This window comes from Kribbella sp., from assembly GCF_035655035.1.
Lineage (GTDB): Bacteria > Actinomycetota > Actinomycetes > Propionibacteriales > Kribbellaceae > Kribbella.
Genome location: NZ_DASRVN010000375.1, coordinates 1 through 18,450, shown reverse-complemented (window position 1 = coordinate 18,450; position 18,450 = coordinate 1). Strand labels below are relative to the sequence as shown.

Here is an 18,450-nt window from a genome sequence, read left to right as displayed (position 1 = left end):
GCGGGAGAACGAGCGCCTGCTGAAGCACCTCAGCCGGCCGCACCGGATCGCGCCCGAGGTCGTCGATCGGCTGCGTACGACGATCGCGCGCTGGCCGACGCCGCCGGCTGTGCTGGTCCCGACGCATGGCGACTGGCAGCCGCGCAACTGGCTGATCGACGGCGGGACCGTCCGTGTCATCGACTTCGGCCGGGCCGCGCTCCGGCCTGCGTACACGATCTCGCTCGGCTGGCGGTCCAGCAGTTCCAGCGCGATCCTGCTCTCGAGCCCGCGTTCCTCGCCGGCTACGGCTCCGATCCACGCGAGCCGCGCGCGTGGTACCGCAATTGCGTCCGCGAGGCGGTCGGTACGGCTGTCTGGGCGTACCAGGTCGGCGACGACGCGTACGAACGGCAGGGCCACCGGATGATCGCCGAGCTCACTGTGTGAGCTGACGGAGCTTTGGCAAGAGGTCTCGTGGGTAGATGCCGAACGACTGCAGGTCGACGGTGTCGGCCCAGCGGAGTTCGAAGTGGTTCGTGGGGGAGTTGACCGCGGCTTCGTCGCCGGACAGCTCGGGTACGCCGGTGACGCCCTTGATCCGGAAGTAGTACGCCGGGCGGCCGTTGTGCGACCCGGTCCACAGGAGCTGGTCGATCGCCCCGGACAGGGTGGTCTCCTCGGCCAGCTCACGCAGCGCCGCGGCGGCCGCCGACTCACCCGGCTCGACATGCCCGCCGGGCAGAACGGCGTACCGATGCCCGCTGCACTCCGGGCCACGCACGTCGGCGTCGGCGTACTCACACATCGCGCACTCCGCGGCCGACTCCTCCCGGAGATACCGCTTCACGACCAGAACCTTGCCGGACTCCAGGACGACCGCGGCACCGCGTGGGATCTTCATGGCGACGACTGTGCCCGGCACCACCGACATATTCGCTCGCCGTGGCCGGGCGGTTCGTGATGAGGTCTGGGCACCGACCGCGGAAGGAGCGGGTGTCATGCCGAGTGCGTTGATCGAGGTTCGCCGGGAGTACTCCGAGACGGACGAACGCGGGTTGATCGACGCGGTCCACCAGGCGCTGGTGACCGCGTTCCGGATCCCACCGCAGGACAAGGACGTGCGGCTGGTGGTCCACGCACCTCACCGCTTCGCCTGTTCCCCGCGACTGACCCAGCCTGAGTACTTCACCCTGATCAGCATCGACTGCTTCGCCGGCCGCTCCATCGTCGCGAAGCGCACCCTCTACACCGAACTCGTCACCAACCTGAAGCCCTTCGGCATCCCGCCCGACCACGTCACGATCCTCGTCCGCGACCTCCCCACCACCAACTGGGGCATCCGCGCCGGCCAAGCCGCCTCCGACCTCGACCTCGGCTTCAACGTCAACGTCTGACGATGCACTCCACCCGCCACCTGACGTCGATCTACCTCGTCCGCGACGACCGCGTTCTGCTCTTGTACCGCCGCGGCTCCCGTGCGATCGCCGACTCCTGGGTCGGTATCGGCGGCCACATCGAACCCGACGAGCTCGCCGACCCGACCGCCGCTGCCCTCCGCGAACTGCACGAGGAGCTCGGCATCACCGCTGACCAACTCACCGCCCTCGCACTCCGGTACATCGCCGTCCGCGACACCGGCACCGAGATCCGCACGACGTACTACTTCACCGCCGCCCTCGCGCCGGCAGCCACCGTTCCATCGGAGTGCGCGGAAGGCGACCTCGCATGGTTCGACCTGGCGGACGACCCAAGGTTGGGCATGCCGGTGACGGCGCGGATTGCGTTCGCGCACTGGCGCGCGGTCGGCAGGCACGACCGGAAGTTGCGTTTCATCACGGTCGACGCCGACGGGCGCGAGACGGGACCGGCGTGATGCTCACCGTGCAGTTTCAGCCGAATTGGGCTCATGGTGGGCGGATGGTGATTGAGTCGATGGTGGTGGATGGGGTGTACCGGTCGCAGTTCGTGACCGGGATATCCAATGGTGGGTTGACTGCGTTTCCGGGTGGGGAGCGGTGGCGGTGGGAGAGTCGGTTGTTCTCCGGGCGGTACGACGGGCTGCCTGGGGTGGAGCGGCCGGTGTACGGGGTGTGGAATCGGCGGGATGACGTGTACGGCGGAGCGGTCCGTTTCGGGTCGTCGTACTTGCGGCTGAAAGCCGAGCTGATCGAACGCGCGACGTTCTGCTATCCGGATTCCGCTCTCGATCCGCAGGACTACGGGGACCGGGATTGCCTGCCACGGCTCTGTGAATTGGCTGACGCGGCGCAAGCGGACGACCTCGACGACTATGTCGAGGCGCACATCCACGGCCCGGTGCGGTTCGCGTGCGACGTCGACGCGCTGGTTCTCGACCCGTCATTCATCGGCACCCCGGTCGAGGACGCCGCGCGCGAACTCGGCTGCCCGCTCGAATACCACCCCGGCTTCCGCGGTACGCCGGCAACTTTCGACCCGGCGTACCGCGGACCGGAAACCGTCGCGCTGGCACAGGAACTTGGCCCGGAGCTGACCCCGCACCTGCTCGGTGAGGCGGCACGCAATCATCCGCCCCAGGCAATCAAGTACGTCTGGCATTGTCTGGCGCGCTTCGGTCGGCGGTAGCCGCGTCATGCAGCTTGTCCAGAGCGTTCGCCCAGTAGGACTCGTACCGCGAGATCCACGTCCCGAACGCCGCGTCGAGACCGCCGTCGTCGATCCGGTAATGCTGGTGCCGCCCAGCCTTCACCGCGACCACCAGACCCGCCGCCCGCAACGTCATCAGATGCTTGGAAATCCCGGACGTCACCAGCTCGGGGAACTCCGCGGCCAGCTCACCCACCGTCAGCCCGCGGCGCTCCATCAGCAGCTCGAGGATGCGCCGCCGGGTCGGATCCGCGATCGCCCGGAACGGGTCGGCGGGCTCGTCAGGCAACGATGCTCACCGCGTCCGCGAGCTGTTCGAGCACCTGATGCTCGGCGAGGCCGCGCGCGTACGCGTCCCGGGTCCGCCGCCAGGTCGCCGTACCGATCCCGGCGAATCCGTCGTGCGTCAGCGACACCGCCGTACCGTCGTCCGTCGCGCGCAGCTCGATCACCAGGCGCCCGGGATGCGCCCAGCCGGCGTCCTCCTCGAGCCACGACAGGACGAGCCGGCACTCGGGGACCAGTTCGAGCACGACGCCGCTGATCCAGGTCGCACCGTCGGCGCCGAGCATCCGGTACTCGCCGCCTTCCTCGAGGTCGATCGTCAGCGTCGGCGCGAGCCACCGGCGCAGCGCCTCCTCGGTCCCGAACTGCCGCCAGACGACACTCGGCGGCCGCGGGATCGCGATCTCACGGGTTACGTCAGCCACCATGATCTCCTTACCCTGTGGTAATGCATTACCTCATGGTAAGGCGTTGACGCGCAAGTGCTCAGCCGAGCTGGTTGCGGCGGCGGGTCAGGTAGGCGATCTCGGCGGTGTTGCCGGACAGCTCGATCGCCGCGTCGTACGCCGCCCGCGACTCCCGGCTCCGGCCCAGGCGGCGGAGCAGGTCGGCGCGGGTCGCGTGGTACGGGTGATAGCCGGACAGCTTGTCCGCGAGCCCGTCGACGATCGCCAGCGCGACGTCGGGGCCGTCGAGCTCGGCGACGGCGATCGCGCGGTTCAGCGCGACGATCGGGGACGGGTCGACGAGCGCGAGCTGGTTGTAGAGCGCGACGACCTGCGACCAGTCGGTGTCTCGTACGTCGCGAGCGGACGTGTGGACCGCGTTGATCGCCGCGAGGATCTGGTACCGGCCGGGAGCGATCCGGGTCGCGATCCGCTCGCGTACCAGGTGGTGGCCTTCGGCAATCATCGCCGTGTCCCACGCGCCGCGGTCCTGCTCGTCGAGCGCGACCAGCTCACCGGTCCGCGAGACCCGCGCGGTACGGCGAGCCTCGGTGAGCAGCATCAACGCCAGCAGACCGGCGACCTCGCCGTCGGTCGGGAGCAGCGCGCGGATCAGGCGGGTCAGCCGGATAGCCTCCGCGGTCAGCTCGCCGCGTACCGGGTCGGTGTCCGGCCCCGTCGCCAGATAGCCCTCGTTGAAGACCAGGAACAGCACGGCCAGTACGCCGGACACCCGGCCCGGAAGGTCCTCCGCGGCCGGCACCCGGTAGGGGATCCGGGCCGCCTTGATCTTCGCCTTCGCGCGGGTGATCCGCTGACCCATCGCGGTCTCCTGGACGAAGAACGCGCGCGCGATCTCGGGCACGGTCAGCCCGCCGACAAGCCGCAGCGTCAGCGCCACCCGGGTCTCCATCGCCAGCGCCGGGTGGCAGCACGTGAAGATCAGCCGGAGCCGCTCGTCGTCGATCACCCCGAGAGGCTCCGGCGGATCGTCGTACCACATCTGAGCCTCCTTGTGTTTGTCGTCCCGCTTGCTCTCGCGGCGGATCCGGTCGATCGCCTTGCGGTTCGCGGTGGTGGTCAGCCAGGCGCCGGGATTCGGCGGTACGCCGTCCACCGGCCACCGCTCGACCGCGGTCGCGAACGCCTCCGCCGCGGACTCCTCCGCGATGTCCAGGTCCCCGAACCGCTTCGCGAGCGAGGCGACCACCCGCGCCCACTCCTCACGGTGCGCCCGGGTGATCGCTTCCTCGACGACACTCACAGGAACGGCCGCACCTCGAGCCGCCGGTTGCAGGCCTTCGACGCGGCGGACGCGAGCTTCAGCGCGACGTCCAGGTCCGGCGCCTCGAACACCCAGAACCCGGCCAGGTACTCCTTCGACTCCAGGAACGGCCCGTCGGTGAAGATCGGCGGCCCGTCACCGCGCCCGTCGATCACCGTGGCGTCACTGGGCGCGCTCAGCCCGCCCGCGAACACCCAGTGCCCGTCCGCGACCAGCTGCTCGTTGAACGCGTTGATCGCCGCCATCTCGTCGTCGGTCGCCGAGCCGGTCCGATGGTCGATCACCGAAATCAGGTACTGCATCACCGTCTCCCTTCACCCAAGCACTCTGTACACCCACCCAACGAACCGGACCACCCCGGTCCGACATTCTGGCGGACAAAGTTGACGGCCGGGTCCGGCGAAGTGTCCGCCAGGCCCGGCCGTCGAGGGGGAGTGGGGGTCAGTTCTGGGAGGTCTCGGTGATCTGGGCGCCGTTCTTGTCGCTCAGCGACGTGACGCCCGCGATGGCGGTGTTGACGCCGTCCAGCGAGGAGACGTCGCCGCTGGTGATCTTGCTCTTCAGGCCGTCGAGTTGGTTGCCGAGGGCGACCAGCGGCTTCTTCAGGACCTTGCAGAGCGCCGGGCTCGCGTTCACGTCGTCGCTGGCGACCTTGACCTCGTGGGCGATGAACGCCGCGCTCAGGCCGGCCTTGATGGCTGCCTTGAGCCGGCCGTGCGCACCCTTCGCGAACGTACCGGCCTTGTACGGCTTCCAGATCCACCGGTGGAAGGTGCCCGCCGCGAGCCCGACGTGCGCGACGAACTTGGTCTTCGCGAACGACTTGGTGTTGCTCGCCGGGCAGGTGTCAGCGGCCGCGGTCGTGGACGTCGCCGGAGTGCTGCCGGCGCTGGTGCTGGCAGACGGTGTCGACCCGGCGGAGCTGTTGTTCTTCGTGGAGCCGCCGCAGCCACCGAGCAACAGCGCGATGAGCAGCAGCGGGATGGTAGTCAGTACGGACCTGCGCATGGATCTGGTTCCCCGTTCGTGAATCTCCGGCTCGGTGTGAACCGGACCTCTTCGGACGATACGACCGAAGAGCGGACAGACCCGGCAGGACAGGGCAGGTTTTGCCGTTCCTTAGGTGAGCGACTGGTACACGCTGGTCCAGAAATCCCGCAGGAACGCGAGCCGGGCGTCACCGGCGTGAGCTCGCTGCTGGATCAGGATCCCGGTCAGCTCCTCGGCCGGATCGTTGTACCAGGTCGTGCCGTAGAACCCGTTCCACCCGTAGCTCCCGGCCGACGGCCCCAGCTGCGTCCGGTCGACGACGATCCCGGTCCCGAGACCCCAGCTCGTGCTCGCGAAGTACCCGGGCCAGAACCCGGACACCGCCCGCTGCGCCGGTGTCAGCTGGTCGCTCGTCATCAGCGTCACGGCCGCCCGCGACAGCACCTGCGTGCCCTGGTACGTGCCACCGGCAAGCATCGCCGACGCGAACGCCAGGTAGTCCTCGGCCGTCGACACCAGCCCGCCGCTACCGCCCTCGAACACCGCTGGGGTGCTCCACCGCCCGGTCTCCGGCACGTCCTGGACAACCGCCCCGTCCGGTCCGTCCTCGTGGTCGTACGCCGTCGCGAACCGCCCGAAGTCCTTCGCCTCGACGCTGAACCCGGTGTCCTTCATCCCGAGCGGCTCCAGGATCCGCTCCCGCAGCGCCGTACCGAACGACTTCCCGGTGGCCCGCTGGATGAGTAGGCCGGTCACGTCGGAACCCGTGTCGTACATCCACCGCTCACCGGGCTGATGGACCAGCGGCAGCTTCCCGAGCCCCGCGATCCACTCGTCCAGGGACGGCCCGCGGAGCGTGTCCAGCGCGGCGGCGATCGGCGCCTCCTCCGGGGGCATGCCGGTGCCGAGCGTGAACGCCAGTACATCTCGGACGCTGATCGGCCGCTCCGCCGCGACGGTGTCCTCCAGCGGGCCCGCTGGATCGGCCAGGACCCGCATGTTGGCCAGCTCCGGCACGAGGTCGTCGATCGGATCGTCGAGGCGCAGGGTGCAGTCCTCGATCAGAGTCATCGCGCAGGCGGCGACGATCGGCTTCGACATCGATGCCAGCCGGACGATCGTGTCCGGCGCCATCTCCGGGCTCGTGCTCTCGAAGGCGAGCCTGCCGACCGCTTCGATGTGGACCTCGCCACGGCGCGCGAGCACCGCCAGGACGCCCGGCACGGCGCCGGACTCGACCCGTCGCTCGAGCACCGCCCGCAACCGCGTCAACCGCTTCGCCGAGAACATCGCCGTCTCCTTTCGCCGGACCACACCCACGCAACGAACCTAAGCACCCGGTTCCGACAATTCGTGCAGCCGGACGTTCGCGTACGTCGGGGGCGTCTGCGTGAGGTCGAGCATTTCGCCATTGGAGGAGATGTACAGCCCGGGCTGGTGTTCGCGCAGCGGGAAGTTCTGCCCGTTCCAGTGTTCGAACAGGTGGATGCCGTTCACCTTCCGCAGCCGGGCGGTCCCGTCACGAACCCCGGACACGTGGATCGCGTAGTCCCGGTTCCACGGCCCGTCCTCCGCCGCCGTCGTACCGACGACCTCCCGGAAGATGTCGCAGGCAAGCTTCCAATGCAGCGGATGAGCCGTGGAATTCGTGAGTACGACGACCCCGATGCCCGCCTCCGGAGCCCAGTACATGTCCGACAGGAACCCGAATCCGCCACCGCCGTGCCCGCGAACGGGAATACCGTTCGCCTCGGCGAGCGCAACACCCAGCCCGTACGTCTTCCCTTCGTACAACTCGGCGAGCGATTCCGCCTCGGTCAAATGGAATTGCACGTACCGGCACGCATCGGCGACGCTCGTGTACAACCCGCCCGCGGCCACCATCGGTACCCGCACCGGCAACCGCAAGTACCCCTTCGAATGGCCGATCGCCCGATCCCGCTCCCGCACGATCACCCGCGCGTCGAACGACGTCCGCTCCAGCCCCAACGGTTCGAACAACACCCGCCGTACGTACTCGTGGAACGGCAGCCCACTGCGCCGCTGCAAGATGTACCCGGCCAGATCGATCCCGAGATTCGAGTACTCGAAACGCTCACCGACCGGAAACCGCAACCACGTCTGGTAAATGCTCCGGCAATGCTCCTCGAACGATTCCCGCCCGACCACATAGTTCGACCCGACCGGCGCCTCATGGGTGAACCCCGCCGTATGACTCAGCAAATGCCGCACCGTGATCCGCCGCTCGGGATCCTCCTCGAACGCACTCCGCACGCGGAATTCCGGCAGATACCGCACGATCGGCTCATCCATCTCGACAAGCCCTTCCCGTACGGCGTGCAGGACCGCGGTCGCCGTGTACATCTTCGAACACGACTGGACGCTGAACATGGTCTCGGTACCGATCGGAACATCACCACCGGCACGCGTGACCCCGAACCCACCCGCCCACAGCACCGAGTCCGCCGTACAGACACCCACCGCCAGACCCGGCAGCCGATGTTCCTCGAGCAGACCAGGCACCTTCGCGATCACCGAGATGTCCACAGTCTCTTCTACCGCTCGGCAGGGTCGCCGTGCCAGGCCCGCCAGAGTTGCCCGTAGACCCCTCCGGCGCTGACGAGCTCGTCATGGGTGCCGAGTTCGACCAGTTCGCCCGCCTCCATGACGGCGATCCGGTCCGCGTCGTGGGCCGTCTGCAGTCGGTGCGCGATCGCGATCACGGTACGGCCCCGCAGTACGCCGGCCAGCGACTGCTCCGTACGCCGTGCCGTCTTCGGATCCAGCAACGCCGTCGCCTCGTCCAGGATCAGTGTGTGCGGATTCGCGAGCACGACCCGGGCCAGGGAGAGCTGCTGAGCGCCGGCGTCGTCGAGGTCCGCGTCGCTGTCCAGCTCGCCCGACCAACCCACGGCGGCGAGTGCGGCGTACAGCTCCTCGTCGGTGGCGTCAGGCTTCGCGATCAGCAGGTTGTCGCGGACCGTGTCGTGGAAGACGTGATGGTCCTGCGTGAGCAGTACGACGTGCTCGCGCAGCTGCTCGGGCGGTAGGTCCGCGACCGGCGTACCGCCGATGGTCACGGACCCGGTCCGCGGGCGGTCGAGGCCCGCGAGCAGGCGGGCGAGCGTCGACTTCCCGGCTCCCGACGTACCGACGATCGCCAGCCGTTCACCGGGCTGGACGAGCAGATCGACACCCAGGAGTACGTCGCGGGCGCCGGTGTAGCTGAAGTGCGCGTCGCGCACCTGGATGCGGTCGCCGACGTCCTGCACCGGCACGGCCGGCTGCGCCTTCGGGATGTCCGCGAGTCCTTCGACGCGTGCGTATGACGCGCCGGCGCCCTGCAGTTGTTCGATCCAGAGCATCAGCGTGTCGAGCGGGCCCACGAGCTGGCGCAGGTAGACCGTCGCGGTCACGACGACTCCCAGGCTGACCAGGTCGTTGGCGTACAACGCGCCACCGACGAGCAGCACGCCGACCACCGGCAGCGCCAGCGAGACGTCGACCCACGGGAACAGCACAGTCCGCAGCCACAACGCGTCGAGGCGCGCGGTCCGGGCGCTCGCGACGGCCGCCTCCGTCGCCTCGGCGCGGCGGCGTTCCAGGCCGAGAAGGTCGACCGTACGGGCGCCTTTCGCCGTACTGACGACGGCGTCGGCCAGGTCCGCGCCGGTGGCGGCAACGGCGAGGTACGCCGGTCGCGCACGGCGCAGGTACCACCGGACGGCCGCGCCGACGCCGAGCAGACAGATCAGCCCGCACAGCCCGAGCCGCGGATCCAGGACCAGCACGGCGACGATCAGGAAGAGCGCGTGCATGAGGGCCACTAGTACTTCGGGCACCGCCGAGCGCAGCGTGGACGCGACCAGTGAGGCGTCGGTGCTGCCGCGGGCGATCAGGTCTCCGGCCGGGACCTGGTCCGCTTCGCGTGGTGGGAGCGCGAGGGTCCGGGCCAGGAAGCGTTCGCGGACACGTGCCGCCGTACGCTCGCCGAATCGGTAGCCGATCTTCAGCGCCCACCACGCCAGGACGGTCTGTACGACAGTGAACACCAGCGCGCCGAACGCGAGTCGGTCCACCGCGCTGAGTACATCGCCGCCACCTGCGCGGATCGTGTCGACGATGCGGCCGAGGAGCCAGGGGGCCACCAGGCCTGCCGCCGAGGCCAGGCCGTTGACCAGTACGACGCCGACGACGGCGCGGCGGTCGGCGCCGAGGTCGCGGATCGCGGCCGCGCGGACCTCCGCGGGGCCGGCGACCGGTAGCCGGCTAGTCATCGGCGGCCCGGGACACGAGGTCGCGATAGTACGGATCGGTGCGCAGCAGGTCCGTATGCGTCCCGGCCGCCGACACCTTGCCGGCCGTCAGGACGATCACCTCGTCGGCGCGATCCAGCACGAGTGGGGAGGTCGTGGTGAGCACGGTTGTCAGGTCGCGCCGCGCTTCGCGGATCTGGTCGATGACAGCCGCCTCGGTGTTCGCGTCGAGCGCGGAGGTCGGCTCGACGGCGAGCAGTACGTCGGGTGCCGAGTAGACCGCCCTCGCCAGGCGGATGCGCTGACGTTGACCGCCCGACAGATCGGTACCGCCGGCCGCGATCGGTGCGTACAGCCCGTCGGGGAGCGCCTCGACGACGTCCTCCGCGACCGCGACGCGCAGCGCGGCACGGATCCGGTCGTCCTCCGGGTCGAGGCGTCCCGCGACGACGTCACGGACCGTCCCCGCGAACACCTCGGCATCGTTGTCCGCGACAACCAACCGCCGCCGGTCGGCCGCTCGAGTGTGTACCTGGCCAAGACGTTCGAGAACCGCAATCGCCTCCGCCGGCCGTGCCGCGACCACCGCCGTCAGCACACCTGGCCGAACCACCACCCCCGAGACCGGGTCCACCAGCGGATCCGGCGTACCAGCGCCATCCCCAGAAGCAACCGGCAGGTTCAACAGGTCGACGATCCGCTGACCGGCCACCCGAGCCCGCGCGATATCCCCGCCGCCCTCGATGAATGCGGACTCCGGAACGACCAGCACGGCGACGTACCCATAAACCGCAACCACGTCCCCGATCGTGATCGCACCGGTCGCGGCCATCCGCGCCGACAACCACACCACCGCCGCGAGAAACAAAGCCGGCAACCCGGTGGACAAGGCCCCGACCCAACTCGCCGGCCTCGCCGCCCGATACCCATGTCCGATCAACCGCTGCGACTCACGCTCGTACCGCTCGGCGACAACCGCCTTCCCACCCAGGCCGTTCAGCACCCGCAACCCGCCGAGTATGTCGACGAGCCGCGTCGTCAACTCCCCCTGATGGACGCGGTAAGTACCGCCCGTACGCTCGATGCGCTGCAGGAACGGCCCGACCGCGACGGCGAGCAGCGGTACGCCGGCCAGTACGACCGCCGCCAGCACCGGCGAGATCGTGAACAGCACGACCGCGACCACGCCGTACGCGATGACCGCGCCGACACCCGGACCGGTGACCGTCAACGCCTGGGCGACCGTGTACACGTCGCTGATGCCGACCGTCACCACCTCGCCGGCGCTCACCCGCCGCGTGAGCGACGCGCCCAACCGCGACGTGTGCCAGACCGTGGCGCGCACGGAGCGGAACGCCGCGTCCATGCGGATCTTCGTCATCGTCCGGTGCCGCGCGATCCCGAGCAGTGCGTTCAGGACGCCGACACCGAGCAGCAGCAGGACCCATTTGACCAGGGCGCTCGTGTCGCGGGCGGCGAGCCCTTCGTCGACGGCTTTGGCCAGGATCCAGGGCGGTACGGTCAGCCCGATCATCCAGCACGTTCCCAACGCGGCACCTGCGGCGACCCGCCGTACCTGCTCCCGCGTGAGCCAGAGGAGGAATCTGTAGGGGCTCGCGAGATCCGCTGCCCGCGGTGGGTTCCAGGACTCGCGCATACCGTCCAACCGCCCGCGAAGACGCCCGGGCTGCACTGCGCCGTCGCGGGTCATGCCGCAGATCCTCGCAGCTCGTGATCGTATTCACAAGGTCGTGCTAGACCAGTCCCGACTGCCAGGCCCAGACCGCGACCTCGGTACGGTTGCGGGCCTTGAGCTTGTTCTGGATGCCCGCGACGTGACCCTTGACGGTGCTCAGCGAGATGAACAGCTCTGCGGCGATCTCGTGGTTGGTCCGGCCGCGGGCGATTGCCTTCACCACGTCGACCTCACGGTCCGACAGGGGAGTCCGGGCCGCCGTACCTGCGATAGGCGTGAGGCGGCGGAGCAGCCGGACCGTGATGGAGGGGGAGACGAGGGCGTCCCCGGCGTACGCCGCGCGGACCGCCTCGGTGAGCATGGCCGGCCCGGCGTCCTTCAGGATGAACCCGACCGCGCCGCCGCGCAGCGCGCCGTATACGTATTCATCGAGGTCGAACGTGGTCACGACGACGACCTTGAGCGGTTCGGGTACGTCGGGCCCGGCCAGCGCCCGGGTCACCTCGACACCGTCGAGCCGCGGCATCCGGATGTCGACCAGACATACGTCCGGCCGCAACTCCCGCGCCAGGGCGATCGCCTCGACACCATCGGCCGCTTCCGCGACCACCCGGATGTCCGGCTGATTCTCCAGAATCAACCGCAAACCACTCCGAACCATCGCCTGATCATCGGCAAGCAACACGCTGATCGTCATCGGGCGGGCTCCAGCGGCAGTGAAACCTCGACCGTCCAGCCTGCGCCAGCTCGCGGGCCGGCTGACAGCGTCCCGCCGAGGGCCTCGACGCGCTCCCGGAGGCCGATCAAGCCGTAGCCGGGACGCTGGTGCCGCGCATTGTGCTCCGCGTCGTCCGCCACCTCGACAGCGACCGTGTTACTCACCTGGACAACGCGAACCGTCACCGTCGCGGCGTGCGCGGCATGACGGGTGACGTTGGTCAGCGACTCCTGAACCACCCGGCACACCGTCATCATCACCTCCGGCGGCCACGACGGTTCCGCCGCCGGAAGGTCGAGCGAGATCGCCTGACCGTGCTCGTCGAACCGCGCAGCCAGCTCCCGCAGCTGATCCAGCCGCATCGGCCCGGGGACGACGTCATCGCTGCGGAGCAACCCCACGACCCGTCGCATCGCCGCCAGCGCCTCGGCCCCGGCGGCCTCGATCCCGGCGAGCGATTCGTCGTACTGCGACGGCGTCCGCCGCCCCACGATCCGCGCGCCCTGCGCCTGCAGGACGATGCCGGAGATGTGATGGGCGACCACGTCATGGAGCTCCCGCGCCAGCTCGATCCGCTCGTCCTGGCGGATCCGCTCGGCCGCGGCACGCCGCCGTACATCCCGAAGCCGCAACGCCAATCCTGCCGTCGTCGCGATCACCCAGCCGGCCGCATTCACCGTACCGACGCCGGATCCGTGCCCGATCAACAAGCTGCCTACGGCAACGATCAACCCGCCTGCAGCCACGACGCCCGCCTGGGGAATCGGCAGCGAGGCGACTCCCGAGCCGACGAGCACCGCGAGCCCCACCGCCATCGCCGGTCCCGGCTCGGTCGGCAGGCCTGCCGTCCAGGCGACCAGTACGGTGACAGCCGCGATCGTGAGACCGGCGACGGCCGCGCGCCACCGGTCATACCTCCGCAGCAGCGTGATCATCCCGACCACGGCTCCCGTGGCGGCGTCGAGGATCCAGTACTGCGGACCCCAGACGGTCGCGAGCTGGTACGCCGAATATCCGAGCAGCACGAGTACGCAGCCGCCGAAGACGACGTCCGTACTCGTTCTCGCTAAGCGCACCGGGTCAGCGTACGGAATCGCCGACGGCGGTAAGAACCGGCCGAAAGTACCGTCCGAACGTACTTCCGGCCGCTGCCGCCGGCGGATCGTCCCCGCCAGGGTGGAGGCATGCCTACCTCATCCGGACAGCCGCGGATCGTCGCACTCGACGTGATTCGCGGCTTCGCGCTCTGCGGGATCCTGCTGGCGAACGTCCAGCCGATCTCCGGCGGGCGCACGATGACCGTGTCGGGGGAGTCCGGCGGCGCCGCGTGGCTCGGCTTGTTCGTCGAGCAGCGGTTCATGCCGATCTTCGCGTTGCTCTTCGGGATCGGGTTCGCGTTGCTGCTGCGCTCGGTTGCCGATCGGGTACCGCGCCCGCGGGTACTGCTGCTGCGGCGGCTGCTCACGTTGCTCCTGATCGGCGCTGCCCATTTCCTGCTGCTGTGGTGGGGCGACATCCTGTCGACGTACGCCGTCGTCGGGCTCCTTGTTCTCCTGCCGTCGACCTGGCTCCCGGCCCGCGCCGTCGCGATCCTCGGACCGTCGCTGATCCTCGTCTCACTCATCACCGGCGACGGCCGCTTCTCGCTCACCGCGGGCCTGTTCCTCAGCGGCTCAGCCCTCGTCCGCCTCGGCGTCGTGGACCGCCTGGCCACGGGGCGCGGCCGCATCCTACCCGCCGTCACGCTCGCGCTGGCAGTTCTCGCCGTACCGCTCCTGATCTGGCAATCAAGCCTCAACGCGGGGGACAGGCAGTTCTCTTTCGCCCTCGCCTTTGGCGGACTTGTCGTCGCAGCCTTCTACATCTGCCTGCTCCTGCTTCTGCTCCGAACCCCCGCCCGCCCCGTCCTGAAAGCGATCTTCAGCCCGCTCGGCCGAATGGCGCTGACGAACTACATCTCCGCCACCATCCTCGTCCTGACCATCATCCGGGTCCTCGACCTCCACACCATCACCACCCGAGATGTCGTCCTGATCGCCGCCGCCATCCTCACCGCCCAATCCCTCGCCTCAACCCTCTGGCTCCGCCACCACTCCCAAGGCCCCCTCGAATACCTCTGGCGCTGGGCAACCTGGACCAAACGTCCCCCTTTCCACCTACCCTCAAAAGATGCACCCAGGAAAAGCCCAGCATTCAAATGACGGGGGATTTGGTGCCGCGCCGCGGGTGCGGGTCGGGGCGTTGACGATTATGGCTGCGCGGCCGCGGGAGTTGGCGCGGTTCTACTCGCGGCTGCTGAACTGGTCGTACATCCGCGAAGAAGGCCCGCGCCCGGGCGAACCACCGGAGGCCGGCTACGCGCTGGTCTGTCCGCCCGAAGGCGTCACGGAACCAGCCCTGAACTTCGACTACGAGGCGAACTACCGCCGCCCGCAGTGGCCGGCCGTCGACGGCGAGCAGACGTCGACCATGCACCTGGACCTCGGCGTAGACGACCTGGACACCGCAGTCACCTGGGCAGTCGAATGCGGCGCCACGATCGCCCCCGTCCAACCACGTCCATCCGAACATCGCGTCATGCTCGACCCGGACGGGCACCCGTTCTGCCTCTGCTCAGGCTGACTGCCTTCTGTAGATGTGCACGACGACGCCGCTGGGGAACGGCAGGGCCTCGACGAGCTTGAGGTGTCTGGCCTCCGGTAGCTGGTCGAACAGAGCCTGTCCGGCACCCAGCACCAACGGCTGGATCAGCAGGCGGTACTCGTCGATGAGATCCTCCGCAGCCAAAGCACCGGCCAACCGCCGACCGCCCCACACGATCACGTCCGCACCCGGCTCGGCCTTGATCGTCGCGATCTCGGCCGCGAGGTCGCCGCGGGCAACTCGGGTGACCGGCCAACTCGCCTCCGCGTCGGTCAGCGTCCTCGAGAAAACGACCTTCGGAATGTCGTTCATCGGAGCCGCGTAATCGCCATCCGAATGCGGCCAGTACGACGCCATCTCCTGGTACGTCGTACGCCCCATCAGATGCGCACCCGCCGTACTGATCCGGTCGAGCTTCCACCGCTCGAGGTCGGCACCCTCGGGGATCGTCATGCCCGGGTGCGCACGGTCGCTGCCGACGAACCCGTCCAGCGACATCGACATGTACAGAATGACGTCTCTCATTTCTCCTCTTTCCCGTTCAGTTTGATGTCCGCCGGCATGTTGTGGAGGACCGACCACAGCAGAATCTGATTCGCCTGCAGAACGACGCGCCCGGTCCGCCGCTCCAGGGCCCGGACGGCGCGCGCGGCCCGGAGGCCGTTCCCGCCGATGAACACGGCCTCGGCACGGTCGGACAAGTGCCGCGCGACCCACTCGACGACCATGGCCGGCTCGACCTTGTTCGGGTCGTCGGGGAGGTCCGCCAGACGAGCATCGACGACCTCGAAGCCCTGACTACCGAAGTACTCGGCGCCGAGCTCGTTCAACGAGGCACCGAACCACGGCGGATGCACAAGGCTGATGCGCTTGATGTCCCGAGCCCGAAGAGCAGCCACCGCCGCTAGGCACGTGGCAGACACCGGCACGTCCCACCGCTCCCGGAGTCGCTCCACGAGCGCCGATTCCTCGGCGTACCCCAGGGCGTACGCCGAACCCGTCGACGCGAACGCGAGCACATCCGCGGCAGGCAAAAGCGCCGCCGCCTTGTCGAGTACTGCGGGCCGCGCCTGTGCGCGCAAACCGTCCGGTGAGGTCGGCCCGGCGTCAGAAGCGGTACGGGACACCTCAACGCGGACGCGTCCCGATGCCATGTCCGGCAACTCGACCTCCGGACCGGGCAGTGCATGGGGTGTCAGCACGCCCACCGTGATCACGTTGCCTGAGTTCATGACTCGACCTTCGCAGCGTGCACGGCCGCCATCAACGCCGATCTGCAGCACGGAACGTGTAGCATCGCTCAACGATGCCGGACGTCGAGTTGCGTGAGCTTCGGGTGTTCCTGGTGCTTGCCGAGGAGTTGCACTTCGGCCGCACCGCGGGACGCCTCGGCCTCACGACCTCGCGGGTCAGCCAGACCGTACGGGCGCTTGAGCGGAAGCTCGGCGGTCAGGGGCTGTTCCGCCGTACCAGCCGTGTCGTCGAACTGACCGACGCCGGGCGCGCGCTGTACGCCGAGCTCAGTCCCGCCGTGGCCCGCCTCGACCACGTGCTACGGACGGCCCGGTTCCGGGGATCCGGGCCGGGGGTCGTGCGTGTCGGACTGCTGAACGCCGCCTCGGGCGTGGACGTCCTCAGCCGCGCGATCGAGCAGTTCGAGGCCGCGTACGCCGGGGCCAGCGTGCAGCTGAGCACGACGCCGTTCGACGACCGCCTCGGTCCGTTGCGCCGCCGCGAGGTCGACCTGGTGGTGACCCGGCTCCCGCTCGACCAGCCGGACATCGTCGTCGGTCCCGTGCTGAGCGCCGCGGACCAGCGCGTCGTGATGGTCGGCCGGACGCATCCGCTCGCCGGTCACGCCGAGCTGACCGTCGAGGACCTCGCAGATCACGACGTCAGGCGCCCGTACGGACTCACCGCGGAAGCCGCCGAGGCAACCTGCCCGTCCAGAACCCCGTCCGGCCGGCCGGTCAGGTTCGTCGACGTGGCGATCGCGGACAATGCCGAACTCCTGTATCTGCTGGCTCGCGGCCGCCTCGTACATCCGACAGTCGCACCGTTTGCGGAGCATTTCGTGCATCCCGATGTGGTGACCATTCCACTGCGCGGTTTGCCTCCCTCTGCATGCGCGCTCGCGTACCTGGCGAACGTCGAAGACCCGGCCCGCGACGCTTTTACCCACATCGTCAGCACGAATAGTCGATAGATCCGGCTTAACACCGACCAAGGGTCGTTCGCCGTCAAGGAGTTGAATCTCGTCGATCGGCGTTGGACGTACCACGTCGAGGATTTGTTCAGGTTCGAGCGAGCGGCCTTTGCTGCCGGCGTACCGAGCCTCTCGCGGCCGACCAGCACCTGCTCGTCCACCGGTGGGTCGCGGGGGAGAAGGTACCGGAAGCGCCGGTGCCGGCGACGTACGGGTTCGAGATCGGTGAGATCCTTGCGCGCATCCATGCGCTCGACGTCGAGTGGACCGACGTGGCGACCGAGGAGCCGACGGCACGGGATTGGCCCGAACTCGCCGAACAGGCCCGGGTGACCGGACAGCCGTGGGCGGACGAACTCGCCTCGCGCGTCTCGACGTTCCTCGCGATCGCCGAGTTCGTCGACGGTTGCGAGCGGCCGGGTCCCGTCGTACTGACCCACAAGGCCATCCAACCGTGGAACCTGCTCGCCCGTGACGGCCGTCCGGTGCTGCTCGATTGGGAGCTGTCCGGGATGCTCGACCTGCCGGGGGGAGCTCGGCTCGACCGCGCTCAGCCTCGCCAAGGGACCTGGCTTCGACGGCATCGAGCCCGCCATCTTCCGCTCGGTCCTCGAGTCGCTACTCCTGTGACGGCTATGTTCTGTCTCGTGGCGGATGACTCAGAGAACGTGCCGGGGGATCCCAGCGAGGCGTGGCTGGACCTCGCTCCGGATTACGAGCGCGCCCGCACCAGGGAGGACTCACTGGATCGACTTGTCGAATGGCCAGCCCAACGAGCCCTCCTGGGTGACGTCACCGGACACTCGCTCCTAGACCTCGGCTGCGGCAACGGCAACAAGCTCGCTGAGCTCGTGGGAGAAGGTGCCACCGCCTCCGTAGGCATCGATGTCAGCGGCAACTTCCTCAGCACCCCGCCGCCCGGCCTGGAGCTCATCCAAGGCGATCTCTCCGAACTGGATTCGATACCCGGGCTGGTCGGCCGTACGTTCGATCGCATCTTATTCCTACAGTCTTTCGGCTACGCAAAGAATCCGCTCCGAACCCTGCAGGCAGCCCGCGCGATGCTCGCCGACGACGGATTCATCCTCCTGACCAAAACGCAGCCGATCCGCTACGCCGTCGAACGAGCCGAACAAAACGGCACATCCTTGGGCGAGGAGTATTTCTCCACGGTCCCGTTCTCCTACACCAGCGGTTGGAACGACCAGATCGCGCTGACAAAGCGGCCCTACACCATCTCCGACCTGATCAACGTATTCAGCGCAGCAGGCCTGTGGATCGAGACGGCACTCGAGCCTCAACTATCCGAGGACGCCCG

22 protein-coding genes are annotated in these 18,450 nt (G+C 68.8%); 8 read left to right on the top strand and 14 right to left on the bottom strand.

Features of this window, described 5'->3' with window-relative positions:
• The coding region (locus tag VFF46_RS21170) for a phosphotransferase family protein (protein WP_325038905.1) at positions 1-409 on the top strand (409 nt) is incomplete at its 5' end.
• Between the two features lie 9 nt (positions 410-418).
• Here VFF46_RS21170 and VFF46_RS21165 read toward each other — a convergent pair.
• Positions 419-883, bottom strand: a complete 465-nt coding sequence (locus VFF46_RS21165; RefSeq protein WP_325038904.1) for an NUDIX domain-containing protein — start codon at positions 881-883, stop codon at positions 419-421.
• A gap of 97 nt (positions 884-980) precedes the next feature.
• Between VFF46_RS21165 and VFF46_RS21160 the strand changes: the two genes are divergently transcribed.
• The 3 genes from VFF46_RS21160 to VFF46_RS21150 are packed head-to-tail and all read left to right on the top strand — an operon-like array spanning position 981 to position 2,586.
• The gene (locus tag VFF46_RS21160) at positions 981-1,376 is read left to right on the top strand and encodes a tautomerase family protein (protein WP_325038903.1); all 396 of its coding nucleotides are present in this window, start codon (positions 981-983) and stop codon (positions 1,374-1,376) included.
• A gap of 2 nt (positions 1,377-1,378) precedes the next feature.
• Positions 1,379-1,855 carry an NUDIX domain-containing protein gene (locus tag VFF46_RS21155; RefSeq protein WP_325038902.1) on the top strand — a complete coding sequence of 159 codons (477 nt, stop codon included), beginning with the start codon at positions 1,379-1,381 and terminating at the stop codon, positions 1,853-1,855.
• Positions 1,855-2,586 (top strand): DUF3626 domain-containing protein, encoded by a 732-nt coding sequence (locus tag VFF46_RS21150; protein WP_325038901.1) that lies wholly within the window; start codon positions 1,855-1,857, stop codon positions 2,584-2,586. Before VFF46_RS21155 ends, VFF46_RS21150 begins: the two co-directional genes overlap by 1 nt.
• Here VFF46_RS21150 and VFF46_RS21145 read toward each other — a convergent pair.
• The 11 genes from VFF46_RS21145 to VFF46_RS21095 all read right to left on the bottom strand — a co-directional run bounded on the left by VFF46_RS21145 (position 2,543) and on the right by VFF46_RS21095 (position 13,359).
• Positions 2,543-2,896, bottom strand: a complete 354-nt coding sequence (locus tag VFF46_RS21145; RefSeq protein ID WP_325038900.1) for a metalloregulator ArsR/SmtB family transcription factor — start codon at positions 2,894-2,896, stop codon at positions 2,543-2,545. The genes VFF46_RS21150 and VFF46_RS21145 overlap by 44 nt on opposite strands.
• Positions 2,889-3,317, bottom strand: coding sequence for an SRPBCC family protein (locus tag VFF46_RS21140; RefSeq protein WP_325038899.1), 429 nt, complete (start codon positions 3,315-3,317; stop codon positions 2,889-2,891). The genes VFF46_RS21145 and VFF46_RS21140 overlap by 8 nt, the downstream gene beginning before the upstream one ends.
• 61 nt (positions 3,318-3,378) lie before the next feature.
• A complete protein-coding gene (locus VFF46_RS21135) occupies positions 3,379-4,602 on the bottom strand; it encodes an RNA polymerase sigma factor (protein WP_325038898.1) in 1,224 nt (407 codons plus the stop codon).
• Positions 4,599-4,925, bottom strand: coding sequence for a YciI family protein (locus tag VFF46_RS21130; RefSeq protein WP_325038897.1), 327 nt, complete (start codon positions 4,923-4,925; stop codon positions 4,599-4,601). Before VFF46_RS21130 ends, VFF46_RS21135 begins: the two co-directional genes overlap by 4 nt.
• Positions 4,926-5,064: 139 nt before the next feature.
• The gene (locus tag VFF46_RS21125) at positions 5,065-5,631 is read right to left on the bottom strand and encodes a hypothetical protein (RefSeq protein WP_325038896.1); all 567 of its coding nucleotides are present in this window, start codon (positions 5,629-5,631) and stop codon (positions 5,065-5,067) included.
• A 111-nt stretch (positions 5,632-5,742) separates the two neighbouring features.
• Positions 5,743-6,903, bottom strand: coding sequence for a serine hydrolase domain-containing protein (locus VFF46_RS21120; protein WP_325038895.1), 1,161 nt, complete (start codon positions 6,901-6,903; stop codon positions 5,743-5,745).
• Positions 6,904-6,942: 39 nt separating this feature from the next.
• On the bottom strand, positions 6,943-8,160 hold the full coding sequence (locus VFF46_RS21115; protein ID WP_325038894.1) for a serine hydrolase domain-containing protein: 1,218 nt from the start codon (positions 8,158-8,160) through the stop codon (positions 6,943-6,945).
• Between the two features lie 8 nt (positions 8,161-8,168).
• Positions 8,169-9,890 (bottom strand): ABC transporter ATP-binding protein, encoded by a 1,722-nt coding sequence (locus tag VFF46_RS21110; RefSeq protein ID WP_325038893.1) that lies wholly within the window; start codon positions 9,888-9,890, stop codon positions 8,169-8,171.
• Positions 9,883-11,580, bottom strand: a complete 1,698-nt coding sequence (locus VFF46_RS21105; RefSeq protein WP_325038892.1) for an ABC transporter ATP-binding protein — start codon at positions 11,578-11,580, stop codon at positions 9,883-9,885. The genes VFF46_RS21110 and VFF46_RS21105 overlap by 8 nt, the downstream gene beginning before the upstream one ends.
• 43 nt (positions 11,581-11,623) lie before the next feature.
• Entirely contained in the window at positions 11,624-12,262 is a 639-nt protein-coding gene (locus VFF46_RS21100) for a response regulator transcription factor (RefSeq protein ID WP_325038891.1), read from the bottom strand.
• Positions 12,259-13,359, bottom strand: coding sequence for a sensor histidine kinase (locus VFF46_RS21095; protein WP_325038890.1), 1,101 nt, complete (start codon positions 13,357-13,359; stop codon positions 12,259-12,261). Before VFF46_RS21095 ends, VFF46_RS21100 begins: the two co-directional genes overlap by 4 nt.
• Before the next feature lie 108 nt (positions 13,360-13,467).
• Between VFF46_RS21095 and VFF46_RS21090 the strand changes: the two genes are divergently transcribed.
• Together VFF46_RS21090 and VFF46_RS21085 are read left to right on the top strand one after the other, a co-directional pair.
• Positions 13,468-14,484: a DUF418 domain-containing protein gene (locus VFF46_RS21090; RefSeq protein WP_325038889.1), complete on the top strand. Its 1,017-nt coding sequence runs from the start codon at positions 13,468-13,470 to the stop codon at positions 14,482-14,484.
• Positions 14,485-14,524: 40 nt separating this feature from the next.
• Complete coding sequence (locus VFF46_RS21085; protein ID WP_325038888.1) at positions 14,525-14,905, top strand: VOC family protein; 381 nt, start codon at positions 14,525-14,527, stop codon at positions 14,903-14,905.
• Here the strand turns inward: VFF46_RS21085 and VFF46_RS21080 are convergent.
• Together VFF46_RS21080 and VFF46_RS21075 are read right to left on the bottom strand one after the other, a co-directional pair.
• Positions 14,897-15,451, bottom strand: coding sequence for a dihydrofolate reductase family protein (locus tag VFF46_RS21080; protein WP_325038887.1), 555 nt, complete (start codon positions 15,449-15,451; stop codon positions 14,897-14,899). The two genes, VFF46_RS21085 and VFF46_RS21080, sit on opposite strands and share 9 nt — an antisense overlap.
• Complete coding sequence (locus tag VFF46_RS21075; protein WP_325038886.1) at positions 15,448-16,209, bottom strand: hypothetical protein; 762 nt, start codon at positions 16,207-16,209, stop codon at positions 15,448-15,450. The genes VFF46_RS21080 and VFF46_RS21075 overlap by 4 nt, the downstream gene beginning before the upstream one ends.
• Before the next feature lie 23 nt (positions 16,210-16,232).
• Between VFF46_RS21075 and VFF46_RS21070 the strand changes: the two genes are divergently transcribed.
• Entirely contained in the window at positions 16,233-17,132 is a 900-nt protein-coding gene (locus VFF46_RS21070; RefSeq protein WP_325038885.1) for a LysR family transcriptional regulator, read from the top strand.
• Positions 17,133-17,329: 197 nt separating this feature from the next.
• Positions 17,330-18,450: methyltransferase domain-containing protein (locus tag VFF46_RS21065; protein ID WP_325038884.1), on the top strand; the 1,121-nt coding region annotated here is incomplete at its 3' end.